This window comes from Faecalicatena fissicatena (assembly GCF_016900595.1).
GTDB classification, from domain to species: Bacteria; Bacillota; Clostridia; order Lachnospirales; family Lachnospiraceae; genus Claveliimonas; species Claveliimonas intestinigallinarum.
Genome location: NZ_JACLYY010000001.1, coordinates 65,812 through 82,468, shown reverse-complemented (window position 1 = coordinate 82,468; position 16,657 = coordinate 65,812). Strand labels below are relative to the sequence as shown.

Genomic DNA, 16,657 nt, shown 5'->3' with positions numbered 1-16,657 from the left:
ATACTGTTTTCACAAAGATGTCAAGTATTCCAGTCGGAAACTTGTATCACTTGACGGACGTCCTCATAGCGGTATCCTTTCCGCAGAAAATAGGCGCATAACTTCTGCTTTTCCTGGAGTGTGGCACGCTCCGGATCAAAGTGTTTTTTCTCTGCCAGACGGCGGATCGCCTCCTGTGCGTCCTCCCGGGTGTAAGATTTTTCCAGAGCCTCCTCCGCCTGCTCGCGGGAAAGCCCTTTCCGAAGAAGATAGGCCTGCAGCTCCGCCCTGCTCTTCTGCCCTTTGCGGCTGTCCACAATGTTCTCCGCCAGGCGCCTGTCGTCCAGGTAGCCGAAAGACTTCACATAGTCCATCGCATTCTCCACAATGCTCTGCGGATACCCGCCCTCAGAGAGCTTCCTGCGCAGCGCCTCCTCGGACCGGTCGGATATCTCCAGCAGCTTCATAGCCCGTACTCTGGCGCGCTTTATGAGCAGCTCCCGGATCTCACTGTACTCCTTCTCCCCCAGGGGCTGTCCCTCCCTGATATGATAGCGGGACAGCTCGCCCCTGTACAGAACAAAGGCGGGCTGTCCGTCAAGGTACACTCTGTATCTGGACCTGGACCCAAACATGGCTTCTATCTGTGTGACTGTCATCTTCTATTCCTCTGCCTCAGCGTTCTCCTGCGTCTCTTCCTCGCTTCCGTCAATGTGGTAGTAGGCTCTCACCTTGGCCTCCAGCTCCTCCATCACCTCAGGGTGCTCTGCTAGATAGCTCTTGGCGTTCTCTCTTCCCTGTCCGATCTTGTCGCCGTTGTAGGCATACCAGGCGCCGCTCTTGTTGACAAGGTTGATGCCGGTGGCCAGATCCAGTATATCTCCCTCACGGGAAATACCCTTTCCGAACATGATGTCGAACTCCGCCTCCTTGAAAGGAGGAGCAATCTTGTTCTTCACGATCTTCACACGCACATGGTTTCCAACGATCTCTCCGCCCTGCTTCAGGGTCTCCGTCCTTCTCACGTCCATCCGCACGGAAGCGTAGAACTTCAGCGCCCGCCCGCCGGTGGTTGTCTCCGGATTGCCGAACATGACGCCCACCTTCTCGCGGAGCTGGTTGATAAAGATCACAACGCAGTTGGACTTGCTGATGACAGGGGTCAGCTTTCTCAGGGCCTGGGACATGAGTCTTGCCTGCAGTCCCACATGGCTGTCTCCCATGTCGCCCTCAATCTCCTGTCTGGGCACAAGAGCCGCCACGGAGTCGATGACAATGATATCCATAGCTCCGGAGCGGACCATCGTCTCCGCGATCTCCAGCGCCTGGTCACCGCTGTCCGGCTGGGATATGTAGAGCTCATCGATATCCACGCCGATATTCTTTGCGTACACCGGGTCAAGGGCATGCTCGGCGTCGATAAAGCCTGCAATACCTCCCCGCTTCTGCACCTCGGCGATCATGTGCAGGGCCACCGTCGTCTTACCGCTGGACTCCGGTCCGTAGACCTCCACCACGCGGCCTCTTGGCACGCCGCCCAGCCCCAGCGCCAGATCCAGGCTTAAGGAGCCTGTGGGAATGGTCTCCACATGGACATGGGCCTTGGGATCTCCCAGCTTCATGACGGTGCCTTTTCCAAAATCCTTTTCCAGTTTTGCAATCGCGGCATCCAATGCCTTCTTCTTATCTTCACTTGCCATAATCTCTTTCTCCTTATCAAGCACGAACGGATGTTCGCTCCTATGTACAATATAGTATTATAGTTGCCCTCAAATGTCAATAAAGTTTTGACATTTTCTTTTTCGGGGATGCCCCTCTCTGTCCTGTCTCTGCCCTGGGATATTCGCCGCATGATCACGCACAGAAGACGCGGCAGTGCACTGCCTGATCGAAATTTATAGGTCGCCGGAATGAACTTCCGGCTGAATTGTAGGTAAAGTATATCACGGTATTCTTTATATGTCAACTCATTTCTTTTTTATTTTATTGGCAATCCTTTTCCTTTTATGGATGGATACCTTCTTGATCAGGACCGGTCGGCGGGGGATTTTCCCCGCCGACCGGTCCCGCGTCTTTAGTGGGAGTTGATCCAGGACTGCCAGGCGGATACCGTCTTTGGCCCCATGCTGCCGTCCTGGGCAACGCCAAGGAAAGCCTGCATGTGGAGCACCGTATCCCGGCCGGCCCATCCGTCCACCGCCGCGCCGAACCTTCTCTGCATGGCCCGGACCATATCTGAACCGGGGCCATACCCGGTCTTCAGGAACTGCCAGCAGCCGGCATAGGCCGAGTAGAGGTACTTCCGGTTGGACTCCGGCTGGTAGCTGACAATCCCGTCCACCACCGTTCCAAAGTAGGCCTGCGTCCGCCTGACCGTAGCCGGGCCAAAGGAACCGTCCACTGCCAGCTTCTCCGGGGCTGCGGGAGGCGCCGTCACAGGGACGGAGGGCTCATCCGCCCCGCCGCCCGGATTGGCATACCGATCCCAGGCCGCCCCGTCCATATAGGCGATGTTTAGATCCAGATTGCCGTCGTAGCCGTCAAGCCGCCCGGTGGAGCTGTACTGGTAAATGGCCATCCCGGGGAAGGCGCCCGTGCCGCCGTCATCGGTCCAGGGAGACGCCTGGTAGCCGGTGGGACTGCTGTCCGCGTACTGGGCACACCACAGCCCGTAGTCACCGGCGGCGACGCCGCTCCAGTCGTAGGCCCTGCACACACTCTTGCTCATGTAGATCAGAGCCTTTACTCCTGTCAGCTCTCTTAGGCGGTCCAGAAAAGCCAGCGCGTAGGCCGGGCCCTGTTCCACAGCGCCGCCCTCCCAGTCCAGAGCCAAAAGGGAGGTGCCTACATATCCCTTGATATTCGCGTAAAAGTATTCTGCCTCCGCCTTCCCGGAGCTTTGCCCTGTGGCGTAATGGTACACCCCCGTCTTTCTTCCCAGACCTGCCGCGGTCCGGATAAAACCATCGCAGTATCTGTCCACAAATCCGGTTCCCTCTGTGGCCTTGCAGATCACAAAGTCAAAGGGAACCCGCGCAAGATCGATGCCTGCCTGGTGGTTGCTGATGTCAATGCCGTTCATGCTCATATGATCAGCTCACTTTTTGTCTCGTCACCTTATCTTATGCAGTTTCGCCTGTTTTTGACAAATACTGCCGGACAGGCCGGGCAAAGGGCGCAAAAAGACGGCGGCTCCGGCTTCTTACCGCCTTCGCCGCCGTCCTATCTAGTTCAGCACCAGCTCGTAGTTTCTTGTGGTGACTCCTGTCAGCCTGCCCTTCCCGTTGACCAGCACCGCCTTGAAGATGGTGTTGCCCTCCGGCATGTCGATGGGGCCTGTATACTTAGTAGAGGCCTCCGTGGGATCGCTCTTATCCATCGTATAGTAGGCCGTATAGCCGTCCGGCACCTGGATCACGATCTGCGTAGGCTGCTCATACTGACCTGTGGAGGGAGTCACTGCCGGCGCGTCCTCCACAGGGAACTCCACCGTGTACTCCTTCGTCACAGGGAGGCTGGGTATACCGGCCTCATTCACGGAGATCGCTGATACTGTGGTCGTCCCCTCCTCGATCTGGATGGGGTCAGTGTACTTCTGGCTGGAGGTGTCCGGCTCGCTTCCGTCCGTAGTGTAGTAGATAGCCTCCCCGTCAGACTCCAGTGACAGCTGCTGCACATCGTCAAAGACCTCGCTGTCATCCAGGCTGAAGCTGGGCCCCTCTGACACGTACTTGCTCAGCTCAGAGCGGACATCATCGGGGGCGTCCTCCAGGATCACAGATACCTCCTGGGGCTGCTCTGTATCTATATAGAACGCAATACAGGCCTCATAGATGGGCACCTCATCCGGGTAGGACTCCAGAGCATCCAGAAACATCTGTTCTGCACTGTCCTGGTCATCCTTTGCCAGATACACCTTGGCGAGGGCCGTGTAGGCCTCCCCTCTCTTCGGCGCCTTCCCGATGGCATTGTTAAAATAGCCCGCAGCCTGGTCATAGTTTCCCTCGGAAAAGGCCCGATTTCCCTGCCCGATCTGTCCTGCATAGGAATTGCGGTACAGGAAAAAGACCGCAGCGGCCACCGCCGCGATCAGGATAATAAATCCGAGGATGATCCTCCTTCTCAGCTTCTTTTTCTTCTCCCGCTTTTTCTCAGCCATTTTGCGGCGGCGCTCCGGGTCCACAGTCCCCGTCATGCGGGAAGTGCCGCCCCTCTTTCCGCCGTTCCCGGTATTTCGGGAAACCCGTCCGGTTCCGGTGCTGCGGGAAACACGCCCGGTACCGGAGGTGCGGGAGGTCCTGCCTCCCGCGGCGGATGTACCGCGCATGGTCCGGGTCTCGTCCCTTCTCCTTCGCTCCGCTCTCTGCCCTTCTCCCCTGCGCAGATCCGAAGTGTAGGATTTCTCATAGTCATAATCATCCAGAGGCCTGTCGCCTCCGTCTATTCCTCCCTTTACCTGTGCCGCCAGCACATCGTCGAGAGGATTGTAATCCGGCACAATGCGGACTTCCTTTCCGCACCTTTTACAGTATAACTGGCCTTCTGGTATCTCGCTTCCACAGTTTGTGCATCTCATCGCCCGATACCCCCTATTATTATGCCGCTTTCCCTCTGGGGCATTTTCTATCTCTCCTTAAAACAGTCCTGTGATGTGCCCGTCCTCCGATACGTCGATTCCGTTCGCGGCAGGTACCTTCGGAAGTCCCGGCATGGTCATAACCGCTCCTGTGAGAGCCACCACGAACCCGGCGCCCGCATTGACATAGACCTCCCGGATATGGATGTCGAAATTCTCCGGCCGGCCCAGCCTTGTGGCGTCGTCGGACAGAGAGTACTGGTTCTTCGCCATACAGACAGGGAAGCTTCCAAAGCCCATGCCCTCGATCTTGGCCAGCTGCTTTTCCGCTGCCGGCTCGTAGACCACGCCTCTCGCGCCGTAAATTTCCTTTGAGATAGTCTCAATCTTTGCCTTCAGGCAGAGGTTGTCCTCATACAACGGATGGAAATGGCTCTCTTTGTTCTCCAGAGTCTCCAGAACCTTCTCAGCCAGGGCAATGCCGCCCTCTCCGCCTTTCTCCCATACCTCTGACAGGGCGAACTCGCATCCCCTCTCCTCGCAGAAGCTGCGGACATAGGCAATCTCCGCCTCTGTGTCTGTGACAAAGGAGTTGAGCGTCACAACGACAGGTACATCATATTTCTGTACATTTTCTATATGTTTTTCAAGATTTACAATTCCTTTTGCGAGGGCGTCCAGGTTCTCCTCGGAGAGCTGATCCTTCGCAACTCCTCCATTATACTTCAAAGCGCGGACAGTTGCAACCAAAACTACTGCATCCGGTTTAAATCCTGCCATGCGGCACTTGATATCCATGAATTTCTCAGCTCCCAGATCCGCTCCAAAGCCCGCCTCTGTGATCGTGATATCGCTCAGCTTCAGAGCCATCCTTGTGGCCCGCACGCTGTTACAGCCGTGGGCGATGTTGGCAAAGGGGCCGCCGTGGACCAGAGCCGGTGTGTGCTCCAGTGTCTGGATGAGATTTGGCTTGATGGCGTCCTTGAGAAGAGCCGCCATGGCTCCTGTGGCGTGGAGATCATCCGCAGTCACAGGCTCCCCTTTGAAATTGTAGGCCACAATGATCCTGCCCAGTCTCTCCTTCAGGTCCTTCATATCGTCCGCCAGGCAGAGGATAGCCATGATCTCGGAGGCAACGGTGATGACAAAGTGATCCTCCCTGACCATGCCGTCGGCCTTTCTTCCCAGTCCGATGACAATATTCCGAAGGCTCCTGTCGTTCATGTCCAGGCAGCGCTTCCAGACAACCTGCCTCGGGTCGATGCCCAGCTCATTTCCCTGCTGGATGTGATTGTCCAGAAGTGCGGCCAGGAGGTTGTTTGCGGAGGTGATGGCATGGAAATCCCCTGTGAAATGCAGGTTCAGATCCTCCATGGGTACCACCTGGGCATAGCCTCCGCCGGCAGCGCCGCCCTTGATACCGAAGCAGGGTCCAAGAGAGGGCTCTCTGAGGGCGATGATCGCCTTCTGCCCCAGCTTGGCCATGGCCTGACCGAGCCCCACCGTGGTGGTCGTCTTTCCCTCTCCTGCGGGGGTGGGGTTGATGGCTGTCACAAGGACCAGCTTTCCATCCTTCCTGTCCCTGATCTTCTCCCAGAGCTCATCGGAGAGCTTTGCCTTGTACTTTCCGTAGAATTCCAGGTCCTCCTCCGGGATGCCGGCAGAGGCTGCCACGTCCCTGATGTGCATCATTTCTGCTTCCTGCGCGATCTGAATATCTGATTTCATACTTATCCATTCCTTTCCTTTTGTATTTTTATTTTCAAAGACGCTCCCGCGTCTTCTCTCACATATTTTCTTCCAGGTATTTTTCAAATTCCTCCATAGACATCAGCACCTTCCTGGGCTTTGTCCCCTCCTCGGGGCCCACCACCCCGGCCTCGCAGAGCTGGTCCATGATCCGGGCCGCCCGGTTGAAGCCGATCCGGAACATGCGCTGCAGCATGCCGATAGAGGCCTTCTCCTTCTCTATGATGAATTTGCCGGCCTCGGCAAAGTAGGCGTCCCGTCCGCCGCTGTCGCCGGAAGACTCACCGGCAGAGCCGCTTCCCAGCCCGGAGGCGGTGGAGTTGACCTCGCTGACGATCTCCTCGCTGTAGGAGGCCTCGCCGTTTTGCTTCTTCAGGTATTCCACCACAGCCTGAACCTCCTTGTCCGAGACAAAGGCTCCCTGGACGCGGGCCGGCTTCTGATAGCCGGAAGGGTAAAAGAGCATATCTCCCTTTCCCAGCAGCTTCTCCGCCCCGTTCATGTCGATGATGGTCCGCGAGTCCACGCCCGAGGTGACGGAAAAGGCGATCCTGGATGGCATGTTCGCCTTGATGAGACCTGTGATGACGTTCACGGAGGGCCTCTGGGTGGCCACTACCAGGTGGATGCCCGCCGCCCTGGCAAGCTGTGCCAGACGGCAGATGGCCTCCTCCACCTCGCCGGGAGCCACCATCATCAGATCCGCCAGCTCGTCCACGATGATGACGATCTGGGGCATTTTCCCGGGCTTTCCCTCCCTCTCCTCGGGAGTCATGCTCTCGGTCTTCTCGTTAAAGCCCTTGATGTCCCTGACATTGTATTTGGCGAAGAGCTCGTACCGCTTCATCATCTCCGACACCGCCCAGTTCAGGGCTCCGGCCGCTTTCTTCGGGTCTGTCACCACCGGGATCATGAGGTGGGGAATTCCGTTGTAGACGCTCAGCTCCACCACCTTGGGGTCGATCATGATGAGCTTCACATCCTCCGGCGATGCCTTGTAGAGGATGCTGATGATCATGGTGTTAATGCAGACAGATTTTCCCGAGCCGGTGGCGCCCGCTACCAGAAGGTGGGGCATCTTGGCGATGTCCGCCACCACCGGCTTGCCGGCGATGTCCCGGCCCGCCGCAAAGGCGATGGCCGAGGAGCTGTTTTTAAACTCTCCCGACTCCAGCAGATCCCGCAGGTGGACCACCGCGTTCTCCTTGTTGGGCACCTCGATTCCCACTGCCGCCTTCCCGGGGATGGGGGCTTCGATACGGATGTCCGCCGCCGCCAGGTTCAGCTTGATATCGTCTGTCAGTCCCACGATCTTGCTGACCTTCACACCCTGCTCAGGCTGCAGCTCATACCGGGTCACCGCAGGGCCGCAGCTGACATTGGTGATGGTCACGTTGACACCGAAATTGTGGAGCGTCTCCTGCAGCTTTCTGGCCGTCTCCCGCAGGTGGGCATCGGAGTCTCCGCCCGCCTTCTTTCCCTTTGTCAGAAGGGAGAGCGGAGGGGTCCTGTACTCCTTCTTCGGGGCCGCGTCCGTCTGGGCGGCCATCTGCTCCACCTGGGCTGCCTCCATGGCCACAGCCTCGGCTCCCATCTTTGTGGCCCTGCGGGATTTCTTCTCATCCCCGGCCGGCTCACCGGGGAGCTCCTCCTCAATTCGCTCCGGCTGCTGCGCCTCCTCCGCTTCCGGCTCCTCCAAAGCCTGGGCACGGTTGATGACAAAGGATGGCTCCTCCTGGGGCGCGAAGAGCTCCTCCATATCGGGGGAGGTGAGCTCCTTCACCTCGGGAGACTTTCCTTTTTCGCCCAGAGTGGTGTCGAAGGAGACGCCGGAGACATGCCGGTCCTTGCGCCGGCCTCTGGCCTTTTCCTCTTTCTCCAGAGCCTGGGCTTCCTTCTTTGCCTCCTCCAGCTCCTTCTTCGCCTCCTGCTGGCGGATGAGCCTTCTTGTCTCAGCCAGCTCCCTGCGCCTGGCCGCGTCCTCCCTGGCCCTTCCGTAGGCCTGGCCGCCTCTCTCCCTGACGCCCTTGATTGCCGATTTACCGGTGATGATAACCGCGCATATGATCATCAAAATCACCACCACCACGTAGGTACCCGCAGTTCCTATAGATGGGACGAGGATGCCTGTCACCGCTCCTCCCAGCAGTCCCCCCTCCTCCAGAAGGAGCTCCAGGAAGGTGGTGATGAGGACAAACAGCAGGAGGGCCGCCCCCGTCTTCACATAGGCCGCTCTGTTTCCTCTGTTGGATATGAGAAAGGTCACCGCCCCGAAAAGCAGGAACGGGACGAGATATGTACTGTAGCCGAAGAGATCTGACAGGAGAGCTGACACAGCGCTTCCGGCCGCTCCCCCGAGCCCGAAAGCGCTGAGGAGGAGAAGAATGCTCACCGCCAGCGTCAGCCAGATGGTGATCTCATCTGCCACAAAGCTCTGCTGGGCGCCTGTCTTCTTTCTCCCCGTCTTCTTTTTTCTTCTTCCGGTCCCTGACCTAGATGCCATTTTATTTCCCCCTTATTGTTTCTTACCTGTAAACCCTGCTGACGCTAACTCCCTTGCGCACGTCAGCAGCAGAAAAAGCCGGGCCGCTCTTTCAGACGGCCGACTATATAAGCATATACAATATTAGTATACCATTTTCAAAAAAAACTGTCATCAGCTATTTTCATGGTTTTTGTCAGCGTTTTATGCCAGCCGGTGTATGTTGGCTTTGTCCGCCAATGCGCCGCGCGTCGATCATCTCGTGCAGCTTCCCAAGAGCGTCAGAGAGTCCTCCTACCTGGTCGATAAGCCCTTCCCTCACAGCCTCCTCTCCCTCCAGGAGGGTCCCCACATCCTTCACCAGCTGGGTGGAGTTGAGCATCAGCTCCTCGATCCTCTCCTGGCTCATGTGGGAGTGCCTGGCCAGAAATCCGGTGATCCGATCCTGGGTTCTCTCCATATTCCGGAAGCTCTGCATGACGCCGATGAACATGCCGTTTGACCTCACCGGGTGGATGATCATGGTGCCGCTGGGCACGATAAAGGAGTAGTCCGCCGCCACAGCCAGGGGCCCCCCGATAGAGTGGCTGCCTCCCAGTACGAGGGAGACTGTGGGCTTACTTAGGGAGGCGATCACCTCCGCGATGGAGAGCCCTGCCTCCACGTCCCCTCCCAGAGTATTCAGAAGGATGAGGAGCCCGTCGATGGCCGGACTGTCCTCAATCTCCGCCAGCATGGGCAGCAGATGTTCGTATTTCGTGGCCTTTGTACTGCCTGACACTGCCTCGTGGCCCTCGATCTCCCCAATGATGGTGATGAGCTTGATCCTGTGGGGAGTGCCCTCCCGGCCGCCGCCCTCCTCCAGGTCCATGGTCCCCATCTCCCTGATCTCCTCCTGCTTCTCTTCCTGGCTCTTCTCCGGTTCGCCTTCCTGTCTTTTCATCTCCATAAAAAAGCACCTCCATAGTGTTAGTATGGAAGTGCCTCTGTCTTTTTATGCATTAAATCTGAGCGAGAGCCTGCTCGATGTCCGCGATGATATCCTCCGCGTTCTCAATTCCCACGCTGAACCGGATCAGCTCAGGCTGTACGCCGGCCTCACGCAGCTCCTGGTCGTTCATCTGGCGGTGTGTGTGGCTGGCCGGGTGAAGGACGCAGGTCCTGGCGTCTGCCACGTGGGTCACAATGGCCGCCAGCTTCAGGTGATCCATCATCTTCTCCGCCGCGGCTCTTCCGCCCTTCAGGCCAAAGGTGATGACGCCGCAGGTGCCCTTCGGCATATATTTCTGTGCCAGCTCATAGTAGGAATCTCCCTCCAGAGACGGGCAGTGCACCCAGTCCACCTTCTCATGTCCCTTCAGGTAGCGGGCCACCTTCAGGGCGTTCTCGCAGTGTCTGGGCATCCGCAGGTGCAGCGTCTCCAGCCCAATGTTCAGAAGGAACGCGTTCTGGGGAGCCTGAATGGATCCCAGGTCCCGCATAAGCTGAGCGGTGGCCTTTGTGATGTAGGCGCCCTTTCCGAATTTCTGGGTGTACACGATGCCGTGGTATGTCTCATCAGGGGTGGTAAGTCCCGGGAATTTCTCCGCATGGGCTTCCCAGTCAAAATTGCCGCTGTCAATGATAGCCCCGCCCACACAGGAGGCATGTCCGTCCATATACTTGGTAGTGGAGTGAGTCACAATGTCGGCTCCCCACTCAAAGGGCCGGCAGTTGATGGGGGTGGCAAAGGTGTTGTCCACAATCAGCGGCACCCCGTGGGCGTGGGCCGCCTTTGCGAACTTCTCGATATCAAGGACAACAAGGGCCGGATTGGCAATAGTCTCTCCAAAGACCGCCTTTGTGTTGTCGCGGAACGCCGCGTTCAGCTCCTCCTCGCTGCAGTCCGGATCCACGAAGGTGGCGTCCACGCCCATCTTCTTGATGGTGTGGGCGTACAGATTGTATGTACCGCCGTAGAGAGCGGAGGCGCACACGATATGGTCTCCCTCCTGGGCAATGTTCATGACCGCATAGAAGTTAGCCGCCTGTCCGGAGGAGGTCAGCATACCGGCATATCCGCCCTCCAGGTCACAGATCTTGGCCGCCACGGCATCGTTTGTCGGGTTCTGGAGGCGTGTGTAGAAATAGCCTGACTCCTCCAGATCAAAAAGCCGTCCCATCTGCTCGCTTGTCTCGTATTTGAATGTTGTGCTCTGGTAAATGGGAAGAACCCTGGGTTCCCCGTTCTTCGGTGTGTATCCGGACTGGATACATTTTGTCTCTATCCTGTAATCGCTCATGTTTCCTTCCTTTCCTGCTCGTTTATGAGAACAAATATTTTTTCTCCAGATCCTCCACCATGGACGCGTACACTTCCCTGCACTCCTCCAGCCTGTCCGCCTGGATCAGTTCAATGCAGCGCCGCAGATAGGAGCTGTAGATGTCGTCGTATATCCGGGACGCATCCGCCTCTTTGTTAATGCGGTTGACGATAGTGGGGGCTACATTGTAGTACTCCTCCACGATCCGCTCCCCCTCCTTCGTGGAAATCAGGTAGTGATCCCTGTAATCCCGCAGGAGGTTCAGCTCATAGCAGTTGTCCCCCTGGTTCCTGCTGGCACAGACGGCGGTGGTGATATAGCAGGGATGGGACTTAAAGCCGTCCTTCAGGCTCTCAAAATCAGACCGGCTGATCTTCATGGTCACCGGCGGCTCGTTCCACCGCTCCACCATCCGGTCGATGATCCGGCTGCAGTGCTCATTTTTGTCGTAGCCCAGCACAGGCATGACAAAGGTGACCATGGCCATATTGTAGTCGATCATCAGGCCTTCTCTTTTATTCTTGCTCTTTACCGCCTCGATCTGCCTGTGGGCGTAGTCCGGGATAGCGCCTGCCAGCGCCTCCACCGTCTTCTCCTCGTCCTCAGCCTGTTCGCAGGCCTCGCTCAGGGCTGCCACCAGCTCCCGGTTCTTCTCCCAGCATTTCATAAAAGCATCCGCATAGAGCTTTCTCTTAAAAAACTGGCGGTAATCCTGCATTTCCACAAACAAATCGATCAGCTTCTGCTGTAATGCTTCCAATTCCATAGCATATCCCGCCTACATATCCCAGTTGTGGTAGACGTTCTGCACGTCGTCATCGTCGTCCAGCAGATCCAGCGTCTTCTGGATGTTCTGGATATCCTTCTCGTCAGAGAGCTCCACCCATGTCTGGGGGATCATGGTCACCTCCGCCTGAGCCATGGGGATGCCTGCCTCCTCCAGAGCAAGGCGCACGTTGCTGAAGTCATCCGGGTCTGTGATGATCTCGTAGCTGTCCTCCTCCTCGGCAAAGTCCTCGGCGCCTGCGTCCAGAGCCTGCATCATCAGCTCGTCCGGATCCCCCTCGTACTCCTCCTTGGCCACCAGGATCTGTCCTTTCCTGTCAAACATGAAGGACACACAGCCCGGGGTTCCCACATTTCCGCTTCCCTTTGTAAAGGCGCTCTTCACATTGGAGGCGGTGCGGTTCTTGTTGTCCGTCAGCGTCTCCACGATGATGGCCGTTCCTCCGGGGCCGTATCCCTCGTATGTAATGTGCTCGTAGTTGGAGGCGTCCGCGTCGCCCGCCGCCTTCTTTATATTTCTCTCGATGGTGTCGTTGGGCATATTGTTGGCCTTCGCCTTGGCGATTACGTCACGCAGCCTGCTGTTGTTGGCCGGGTCCGCGCTGCCTCCCTCCTTGATGGCAACCACAAGCTCTTTCCCTATCTTTGTAAAGATCTTTCCTTTTGCCGCGTCATTTTTCTCTTTCTTATGCTTGATATTGGCAAATTTTGAATGTCCTGACATTTTCCTCTCTCCTTGTATCTTCTATATTCACACTTTTTCTATTCTATCACTCCCCGCCCATTTTTTCAATCCTGACTGACTGGATAGCGTTGTTGTCCACCTTCAGCACGGTAAATCTGTAGCCCCCGAACTCCACCACGCAGTGCTCATCCTCCCCGGGGATCCGGTCAAGCTGCCCTGTCAGGAAGCCGTTTAGAGTCTCATATTCCTCTGTGTCCATGGAAATGCCCAGCATCTCCTCCAGATCCTCCAGATCCGTAAAGCCGCTGGCCGTCACAGAGCCGTCAGCCTGTCTGACGATGGTCTCCTCCTCTTCGTCGTACTCGTCCAGGATATTGCCCATGATCTCCTCCAGGATATCCTCCATAGCCACAAGCCCTGATGTCTGGCCGTACTCGTCCAGCACGATGACCACGTGCTTCTTTTTCGCCTGCATCTCCTTGAAGAGAGTGTCAATGCTCTTGGACTCCGGTATGAAGGTGACCGGGCGTATGTACTCCTTCAGCTCTCTGACCGGCTTTTCGCGCAGCTCCTCGTTCATGTAGCAGACCATGGCCTCCCGCAGATGCATGGTGCCGATGATCTCGTCAATATCCTCGTGGTAAATGGGAAATCGGGAGTGGTTCTCCTCCAGCATGAACTTCAGCGCATCCTCCAATGTCTCCTCCCCGTCAATGGCCACAATGTCTCTTCTGTGGGTCATGATGTCCCTGGCGTCCTTGTCCATGTACCGGAAAATATTTCGGATGAGCTCTGTGGCCTCCTGGCCGAGCTCGGGCTTTTCCCTCAGGTCCTCATCCTCCTGAAACATCTGTTTCATCCTCTGAAACAAGCTTCCTTCTTCCATAATCTCTCCTCTATCGCTCCTTTTTTGTATCTATGTATGAAGCTCAAAGCTGACCTTGAGCGCTTCATCTACTTTATCCATCAGTTCCCTGTCCAGGTGGCAGACCATGTCCTTCAGCCTCCGCTTGTCGATGGTGCGGATCTGCTCCAGCAAAATGACAGAGTTCTTTACAATCCTGTATCTGCTGGCATCGATCTCCACATGGGTGGGCAGCTTTGCCTTATTCATGCGGGATGTGATGGCCGCGCAGATGACTGTGGGGCTGTGCCTGTTCCCGATATTGTTCTGAATGATCAGCACCGGGCGCACGCCGCCCTGCTCAGACCCCACTACAGGGCTTAAATCTGCATAATAAATATCACCGCGTTTTACCTGCACTTTTTGTCACACTCCGATTTACTCAAGATACTGATAGTATTGCCAGCTTTCTCGGATGTATTCCAAATCGTGCGTGGATGCTATTCAAAATAGTCCATCTGCTCTGCGACCTGACCATTCCGGATGTACTCTCTGGGCACGCGTTTGCTGATATCGCAGACAAACTCGTAATTAAACCTGCCGGACAGATCTGCCAGGGTGTCTATGGAGACCCCTGTGCCCTTCTCCTCCCCCGCCAGGATGATCCGGTCGCCAAACTGTACGTCCTCTATATCTGTTGCGTCCACCATAAACTGATCCATGCACACCCGCCCCAGGATGGGGGCTTTTTTCCCATGTATCAGCACATATCCTTTACCTGACAGGCTTCTTGGATAGCCGTCCCCGTATCCCACAGGCACTGTGACGATCTTTGTCCTCCGTTCTGTGACATAGGTTCCCCCGTAGCTGACGAAGGTTCCCGGCTCCACCCATTTGACGTGGGACACATGGCTTATGAGCTCCATGGCGGGCTTTAAGGGCACCAGTTCCTTTTGCACCTCCCCGGAGGGGTACAACCCATACATGGCGATGCCTGCCCGGACAAGATCCATGGCCGCCTCCGGCATGTCGATGATGCCGGCGCTGTTGGAGCAGTGGCACAGTTTAAACGCAACGCCCCTGTCCGCAAGCCGGGCCTTCATCCACAGGTATTTCTCCATCTGGCCCCGGGTAAATGCTTTATCCGTCTCATCTGCCTTGGAGAAGTGGGTAAACATCCCCTCCGCCTCAATGCCGGGAAGTCCGGCAGCCCGGGCAATGGCGTCCGCGCTCTCCTCGCTGATGAGAAAGCCCAGTCTGGACATACCGGTGTCCAGCTTGATGTGGATGTAAGCGGTCTTTCCCAGCCTTCCGGCCCTCTCGGAGACGTCCCGGGCCATCTCCTCCGTGTAGCAGGTCATGCGGATCTCCTGCCGGATCATCTCGTCTCTTTGCTCCGGGAAGGTGCACCCCAGCACAAGGATGGGCTTTTGTATCCCCTTCTTCCTGAGCAGCGCCGCCTCGTCGGGCGTGGCGGCCGCGTAGCCCCAGATGTAGTCCTTCTCCTCCATAACGTACTTCGCGATCTGGGCCGCCCCGTGGCCGTAGCCGTCCATCTTGATGACGCCGATCATCTTCGTGTCAGAAGGGAGTCTCCTTCTCATCATCTCCAGATTGTACTCGATCGCATCCAGGTCGATCCTGGCACAGATCCTGGTGTATTTCTTCATGCTCTATTCCTCCAGTCTTTTCAATACCGTCCCTACCGCGTCTGCCAGATCTCTTGCCAGCACACTGTATATGCCCTTCTCCTCCCGGGCCGCGTCCCCCGCAAGCCCGTGCAGGTATACGCCCAGAACCGCGCTGTCAAAGCAGGACATCCCCTGGGCCAGGAGCCCTGTGATGACTCCCGCCAGCACATCGCCGCTTCCGGCCTTTGCCATCGCCGCGTTGCCGGACAGGTTCACAAAGGGGTGCTCCCCCTGCCTGCACACGCAGGTCCTGGCGTCCTTCAGCACACAGGTGACACGGTACTCTCCCGTGAACTGGGCCAGCACATCCAATCGGTTCCTCTTCAGCTCCTCCACCGGCCTTCTTGTGACTCTTGACATTTCCTTCATGTGGGGCGTGAATACGAAATTTTCGTGGGGCAGCTTTCCCAGATAGCGGGTGTGCTCCGCCAGCAGGTTCAGGCCGTCCGCATCCACCACGCAGGGAACCTGCACGTTCTCCAGCGTAGTCTGCAGGATGCGCCTTGCCTTGTCACTTGTGCCAAGTCCGGACCCGATGCTGACTACGTCCGCCCAGCTAAGGAGCCTTAGGAGCTCCCGCTCGTCAAAGAAGTCATAGCAGCGGATGATGGCCTCCGGCAGCAAGGTCTGCAGGATGGTCCGGTTGTCCTCCGGTGTGTAGATCTGCACAAGCCCCGCCCCTGTCCTGTAGGCTGCCAGGGCTGCCAGATAAGCGGCCCCCGCCATGCCCTGGCTCCCGGCTATGATAAGGGCTTTCCCGTAATCCCCCTTGTGGGAGTCGGGCCGTCTCCTGGGAAGCATGCTCCCCGCGTCCTTCTCCTCCAGGGCGTAGGCCACCTTGCTGTCTCCCTCCAGGCCCGAGGTATCGACACCGATATCCCTCACGACCAACTCCCCGGCGTAATCCCGGCCGGGATCCAGGGTACATCCCAGCTTGGCGCACTGGAAGGTCACTGTCAGATCCGCCTTAAAAGCGCTCGTGGCCACTTCCCCGTTGGTGGTGGAGACGCCGGAGGGAACATCCACCGCGATCTTCACGCCTCCGGACCGGTTCATAGCCTGGATACAGGCGAGATAGCTCCCCTCCACCCGGCGGCTTAAGCCGGCTCCGAAAATGGCGTCTATCAGTATACTATATTCTCCTTCTTCGAAAGAGTTTCCCAGGACGCCTCCGGCCTCCTTGAAAAGCTCGATCTGCCTCTTTGTCTCCTCTGTGCAGTGGTCCGGATTTCCCACCATCACCGCAGTCACTCCGGCCCCCTTCTCAAGCAGCAGCCTTGCGATGGCAAAGCCGTCTCCCCCGTTGTTGCCGGAGCCGCACACCACGCACACGCAGGACAGGTCAAAGCCTCTGTCCATGACCGTCTCCACAAACGTGCGGGCCGCACGCTCCATCAGGATCAGCGACGGGATCTTTTTCTCCCGTATGGTATAGCTGTCCGCCGCCTTCATCTGTCTTCCGTCTGGCAGAAATAGCATAAAATCACCCTCCCTTTCCCTGCGCCACAGGCAGGTTCGTTTTTGAAGCCGCCGTCCCGCTGCGCTCAGACAGGTCCACGGCA

14 protein-coding genes are annotated in these 16,657 nt (G+C 57.2%); all 14 read right to left on the bottom strand.

Annotated features, from left to right (window positions below; all coding sequences use genetic code 11):
• Nucleotides 1-20: 20 nt before the first annotated feature.
• The 14 genes from H7U36_RS00380 to H7U36_RS00315 all read right to left on the bottom strand — a co-directional run bounded on the left by H7U36_RS00380 (nucleotide 21) and on the right by H7U36_RS00315 (nucleotide 16,574).
• On the bottom strand, nucleotides 21-638 hold the full coding sequence (locus H7U36_RS00380; RefSeq protein WP_033124857.1) for a regulatory protein RecX: 618 nt from the start codon (nucleotides 636-638) through the stop codon (nucleotides 21-23).
• 3 nt (nucleotides 639-641) lie between these two features.
• The gene (recA, locus tag H7U36_RS00375) at nucleotides 642-1,679 is read right to left on the bottom strand and encodes a recombinase RecA (RefSeq protein WP_033124856.1); all 1,038 of its coding nucleotides are present in this window, start codon (nucleotides 1,677-1,679) and stop codon (nucleotides 642-644) included.
• Nucleotides 1,680-2,053: 374 nt separating this feature from the next.
• Complete coding sequence (locus H7U36_RS00370; RefSeq protein ID WP_052083877.1) at nucleotides 2,054-3,067, bottom strand: GH25 family lysozyme; 1,014 nt, start codon at nucleotides 3,065-3,067, stop codon at nucleotides 2,054-2,056.
• A gap of 138 nt (nucleotides 3,068-3,205) precedes the next feature.
• Nucleotides 3,206-4,555: a chitobiase/beta-hexosaminidase C-terminal domain-containing protein gene (locus H7U36_RS00365; protein ID WP_033124855.1), complete on the bottom strand. Its 1,350-nt coding sequence runs from the start codon at nucleotides 4,553-4,555 to the stop codon at nucleotides 3,206-3,208.
• A gap of 57 nt (nucleotides 4,556-4,612) precedes the next feature.
• Complete coding sequence (locus tag H7U36_RS00360) at nucleotides 4,613-6,283, bottom strand: formate--tetrahydrofolate ligase (RefSeq protein ID WP_033124925.1); 1,671 nt, start codon at nucleotides 6,281-6,283, stop codon at nucleotides 4,613-4,615.
• Nucleotides 6,284-6,341: 58 nt separating this feature from the next.
• Nucleotides 6,342-8,807, bottom strand: coding sequence for an FtsK/SpoIIIE family DNA translocase (locus H7U36_RS00355; RefSeq protein WP_033124854.1), 2,466 nt, complete (start codon nucleotides 8,805-8,807; stop codon nucleotides 6,342-6,344).
• A gap of 175 nt (nucleotides 8,808-8,982) precedes the next feature.
• Nucleotides 8,983-9,735 carry a ClpP family protease gene (locus H7U36_RS00350; RefSeq protein WP_242842804.1) on the bottom strand — a complete coding sequence of 251 codons (753 nt, stop codon included), beginning with the start codon at nucleotides 9,733-9,735 and terminating at the stop codon, nucleotides 8,983-8,985.
• A gap of 52 nt (nucleotides 9,736-9,787) precedes the next feature.
• Entirely contained in the window at nucleotides 9,788-11,068 is a 1,281-nt protein-coding gene (locus H7U36_RS00345) for an O-acetylhomoserine aminocarboxypropyltransferase/cysteine synthase family protein (RefSeq protein WP_033124853.1), read from the bottom strand.
• 22 nt (nucleotides 11,069-11,090) lie between these two features.
• Complete coding sequence (locus tag H7U36_RS00340; RefSeq protein WP_052083874.1) at nucleotides 11,091-11,855, bottom strand: CFI-box extended C-terminal domain-containing protein; 765 nt, start codon at nucleotides 11,853-11,855, stop codon at nucleotides 11,091-11,093.
• Nucleotides 11,856-11,867: 12 nt separating this feature from the next.
• Nucleotides 11,868-12,599, bottom strand: a complete 732-nt coding sequence (locus H7U36_RS00335; RefSeq protein WP_033124852.1) for a YebC/PmpR family DNA-binding transcriptional regulator — start codon at nucleotides 12,597-12,599, stop codon at nucleotides 11,868-11,870.
• 46 nt (nucleotides 12,600-12,645) lie between these two features.
• Complete coding sequence (locus tag H7U36_RS00330; RefSeq protein ID WP_033124851.1) at nucleotides 12,646-13,446, bottom strand: hemolysin family protein; 801 nt, start codon at nucleotides 13,444-13,446, stop codon at nucleotides 12,646-12,648.
• Between the two features lie 30 nt (nucleotides 13,447-13,476).
• Entirely contained in the window at nucleotides 13,477-13,824 is a 348-nt protein-coding gene (locus H7U36_RS00325) for a type II toxin-antitoxin system PemK/MazF family toxin (RefSeq protein WP_033124850.1), read from the bottom strand.
• Between the two features lie 80 nt (nucleotides 13,825-13,904).
• Nucleotides 13,905-15,074, bottom strand: coding sequence for an alanine racemase (alr, locus tag H7U36_RS00320; protein WP_205155592.1), 1,170 nt, complete (start codon nucleotides 15,072-15,074; stop codon nucleotides 13,905-13,907).
• A 3-nt stretch (nucleotides 15,075-15,077) separates the two neighbouring features.
• Nucleotides 15,078-16,574: a bifunctional ADP-dependent NAD(P)H-hydrate dehydratase/NAD(P)H-hydrate epimerase gene (locus H7U36_RS00315; RefSeq protein WP_033124848.1), complete on the bottom strand. Its 1,497-nt coding sequence runs from the start codon at nucleotides 16,572-16,574 to the stop codon at nucleotides 15,078-15,080.
• Nucleotides 16,575-16,657 lie beyond the last annotated feature (83 nt).

Bases quoted from the DNA above. Each gene is read 5' to 3' on its own strand.
- H7U36_RS00330 (WP_033124851.1), bottom strand. From the start codon at position 13,446: ATGGAAGAAGGAAGCTTGTTTCAGAGGATGAAACAGATGTTTCAGGAG.
- H7U36_RS00350 (WP_242842804.1), bottom strand. From the start codon at position 9,735: ATGGAGATGAAAAGACAGGAAGGCGAACCGGAGAAGAGCCAGGAAGAG.
- alr (WP_205155592.1), bottom strand. From the start codon at position 15,074: ATGAAGAAATACACCAGGATCTGTGCCAGGATCGACCTGGATGCGATC.
- H7U36_RS00380 (WP_033124857.1), bottom strand. From the start codon at position 638: ATGACAGTCACACAGATAGAAGCCATGTTTGGGTCCAGGTCCAGATAC.
- H7U36_RS00315 (WP_033124848.1), bottom strand. From the start codon at position 16,574: ATGCTATTTCTGCCAGACGGAAGACAGATGAAGGCGGCGGACAGCTAT.
- recA (WP_033124856.1), bottom strand. From the start codon at position 1,679: ATGGCAAGTGAAGATAAGAAGAAGGCATTGGATGCCGCGATTGCAAAA.
- H7U36_RS00355 (WP_033124854.1), bottom strand. From the start codon at position 8,807: ATGGCATCTAGGTCAGGGACCGGAAGAAGAAAAAAGAAGACGGGGAGA.
- H7U36_RS00335 (WP_033124852.1), bottom strand. From the start codon at position 12,599: ATGTCAGGACATTCAAAATTTGCCAATATCAAGCATAAGAAAGAGAAA.
- H7U36_RS00370 (WP_052083877.1), bottom strand. From the start codon at position 3,067: ATGAGCATGAACGGCATTGACATCAGCAACCACCAGGCAGGCATCGAT.
- H7U36_RS00345 (WP_033124853.1), bottom strand. From the start codon at position 11,068: ATGAGCGATTACAGGATAGAGACAAAATGTATCCAGTCCGGATACACA.
- H7U36_RS00360 (WP_033124925.1), bottom strand. From the start codon at position 6,283: ATGAAATCAGATATTCAGATCGCGCAGGAAGCAGAAATGATGCACATC.
- H7U36_RS00340 (WP_052083874.1), bottom strand. From the start codon at position 11,855: ATGGAATTGGAAGCATTACAGCAGAAGCTGATCGATTTGTTTGTGGAA.
- H7U36_RS00365 (WP_033124855.1), bottom strand. From the start codon at position 4,555: ATGAGATGCACAAACTGTGGAAGCGAGATACCAGAAGGCCAGTTATAC.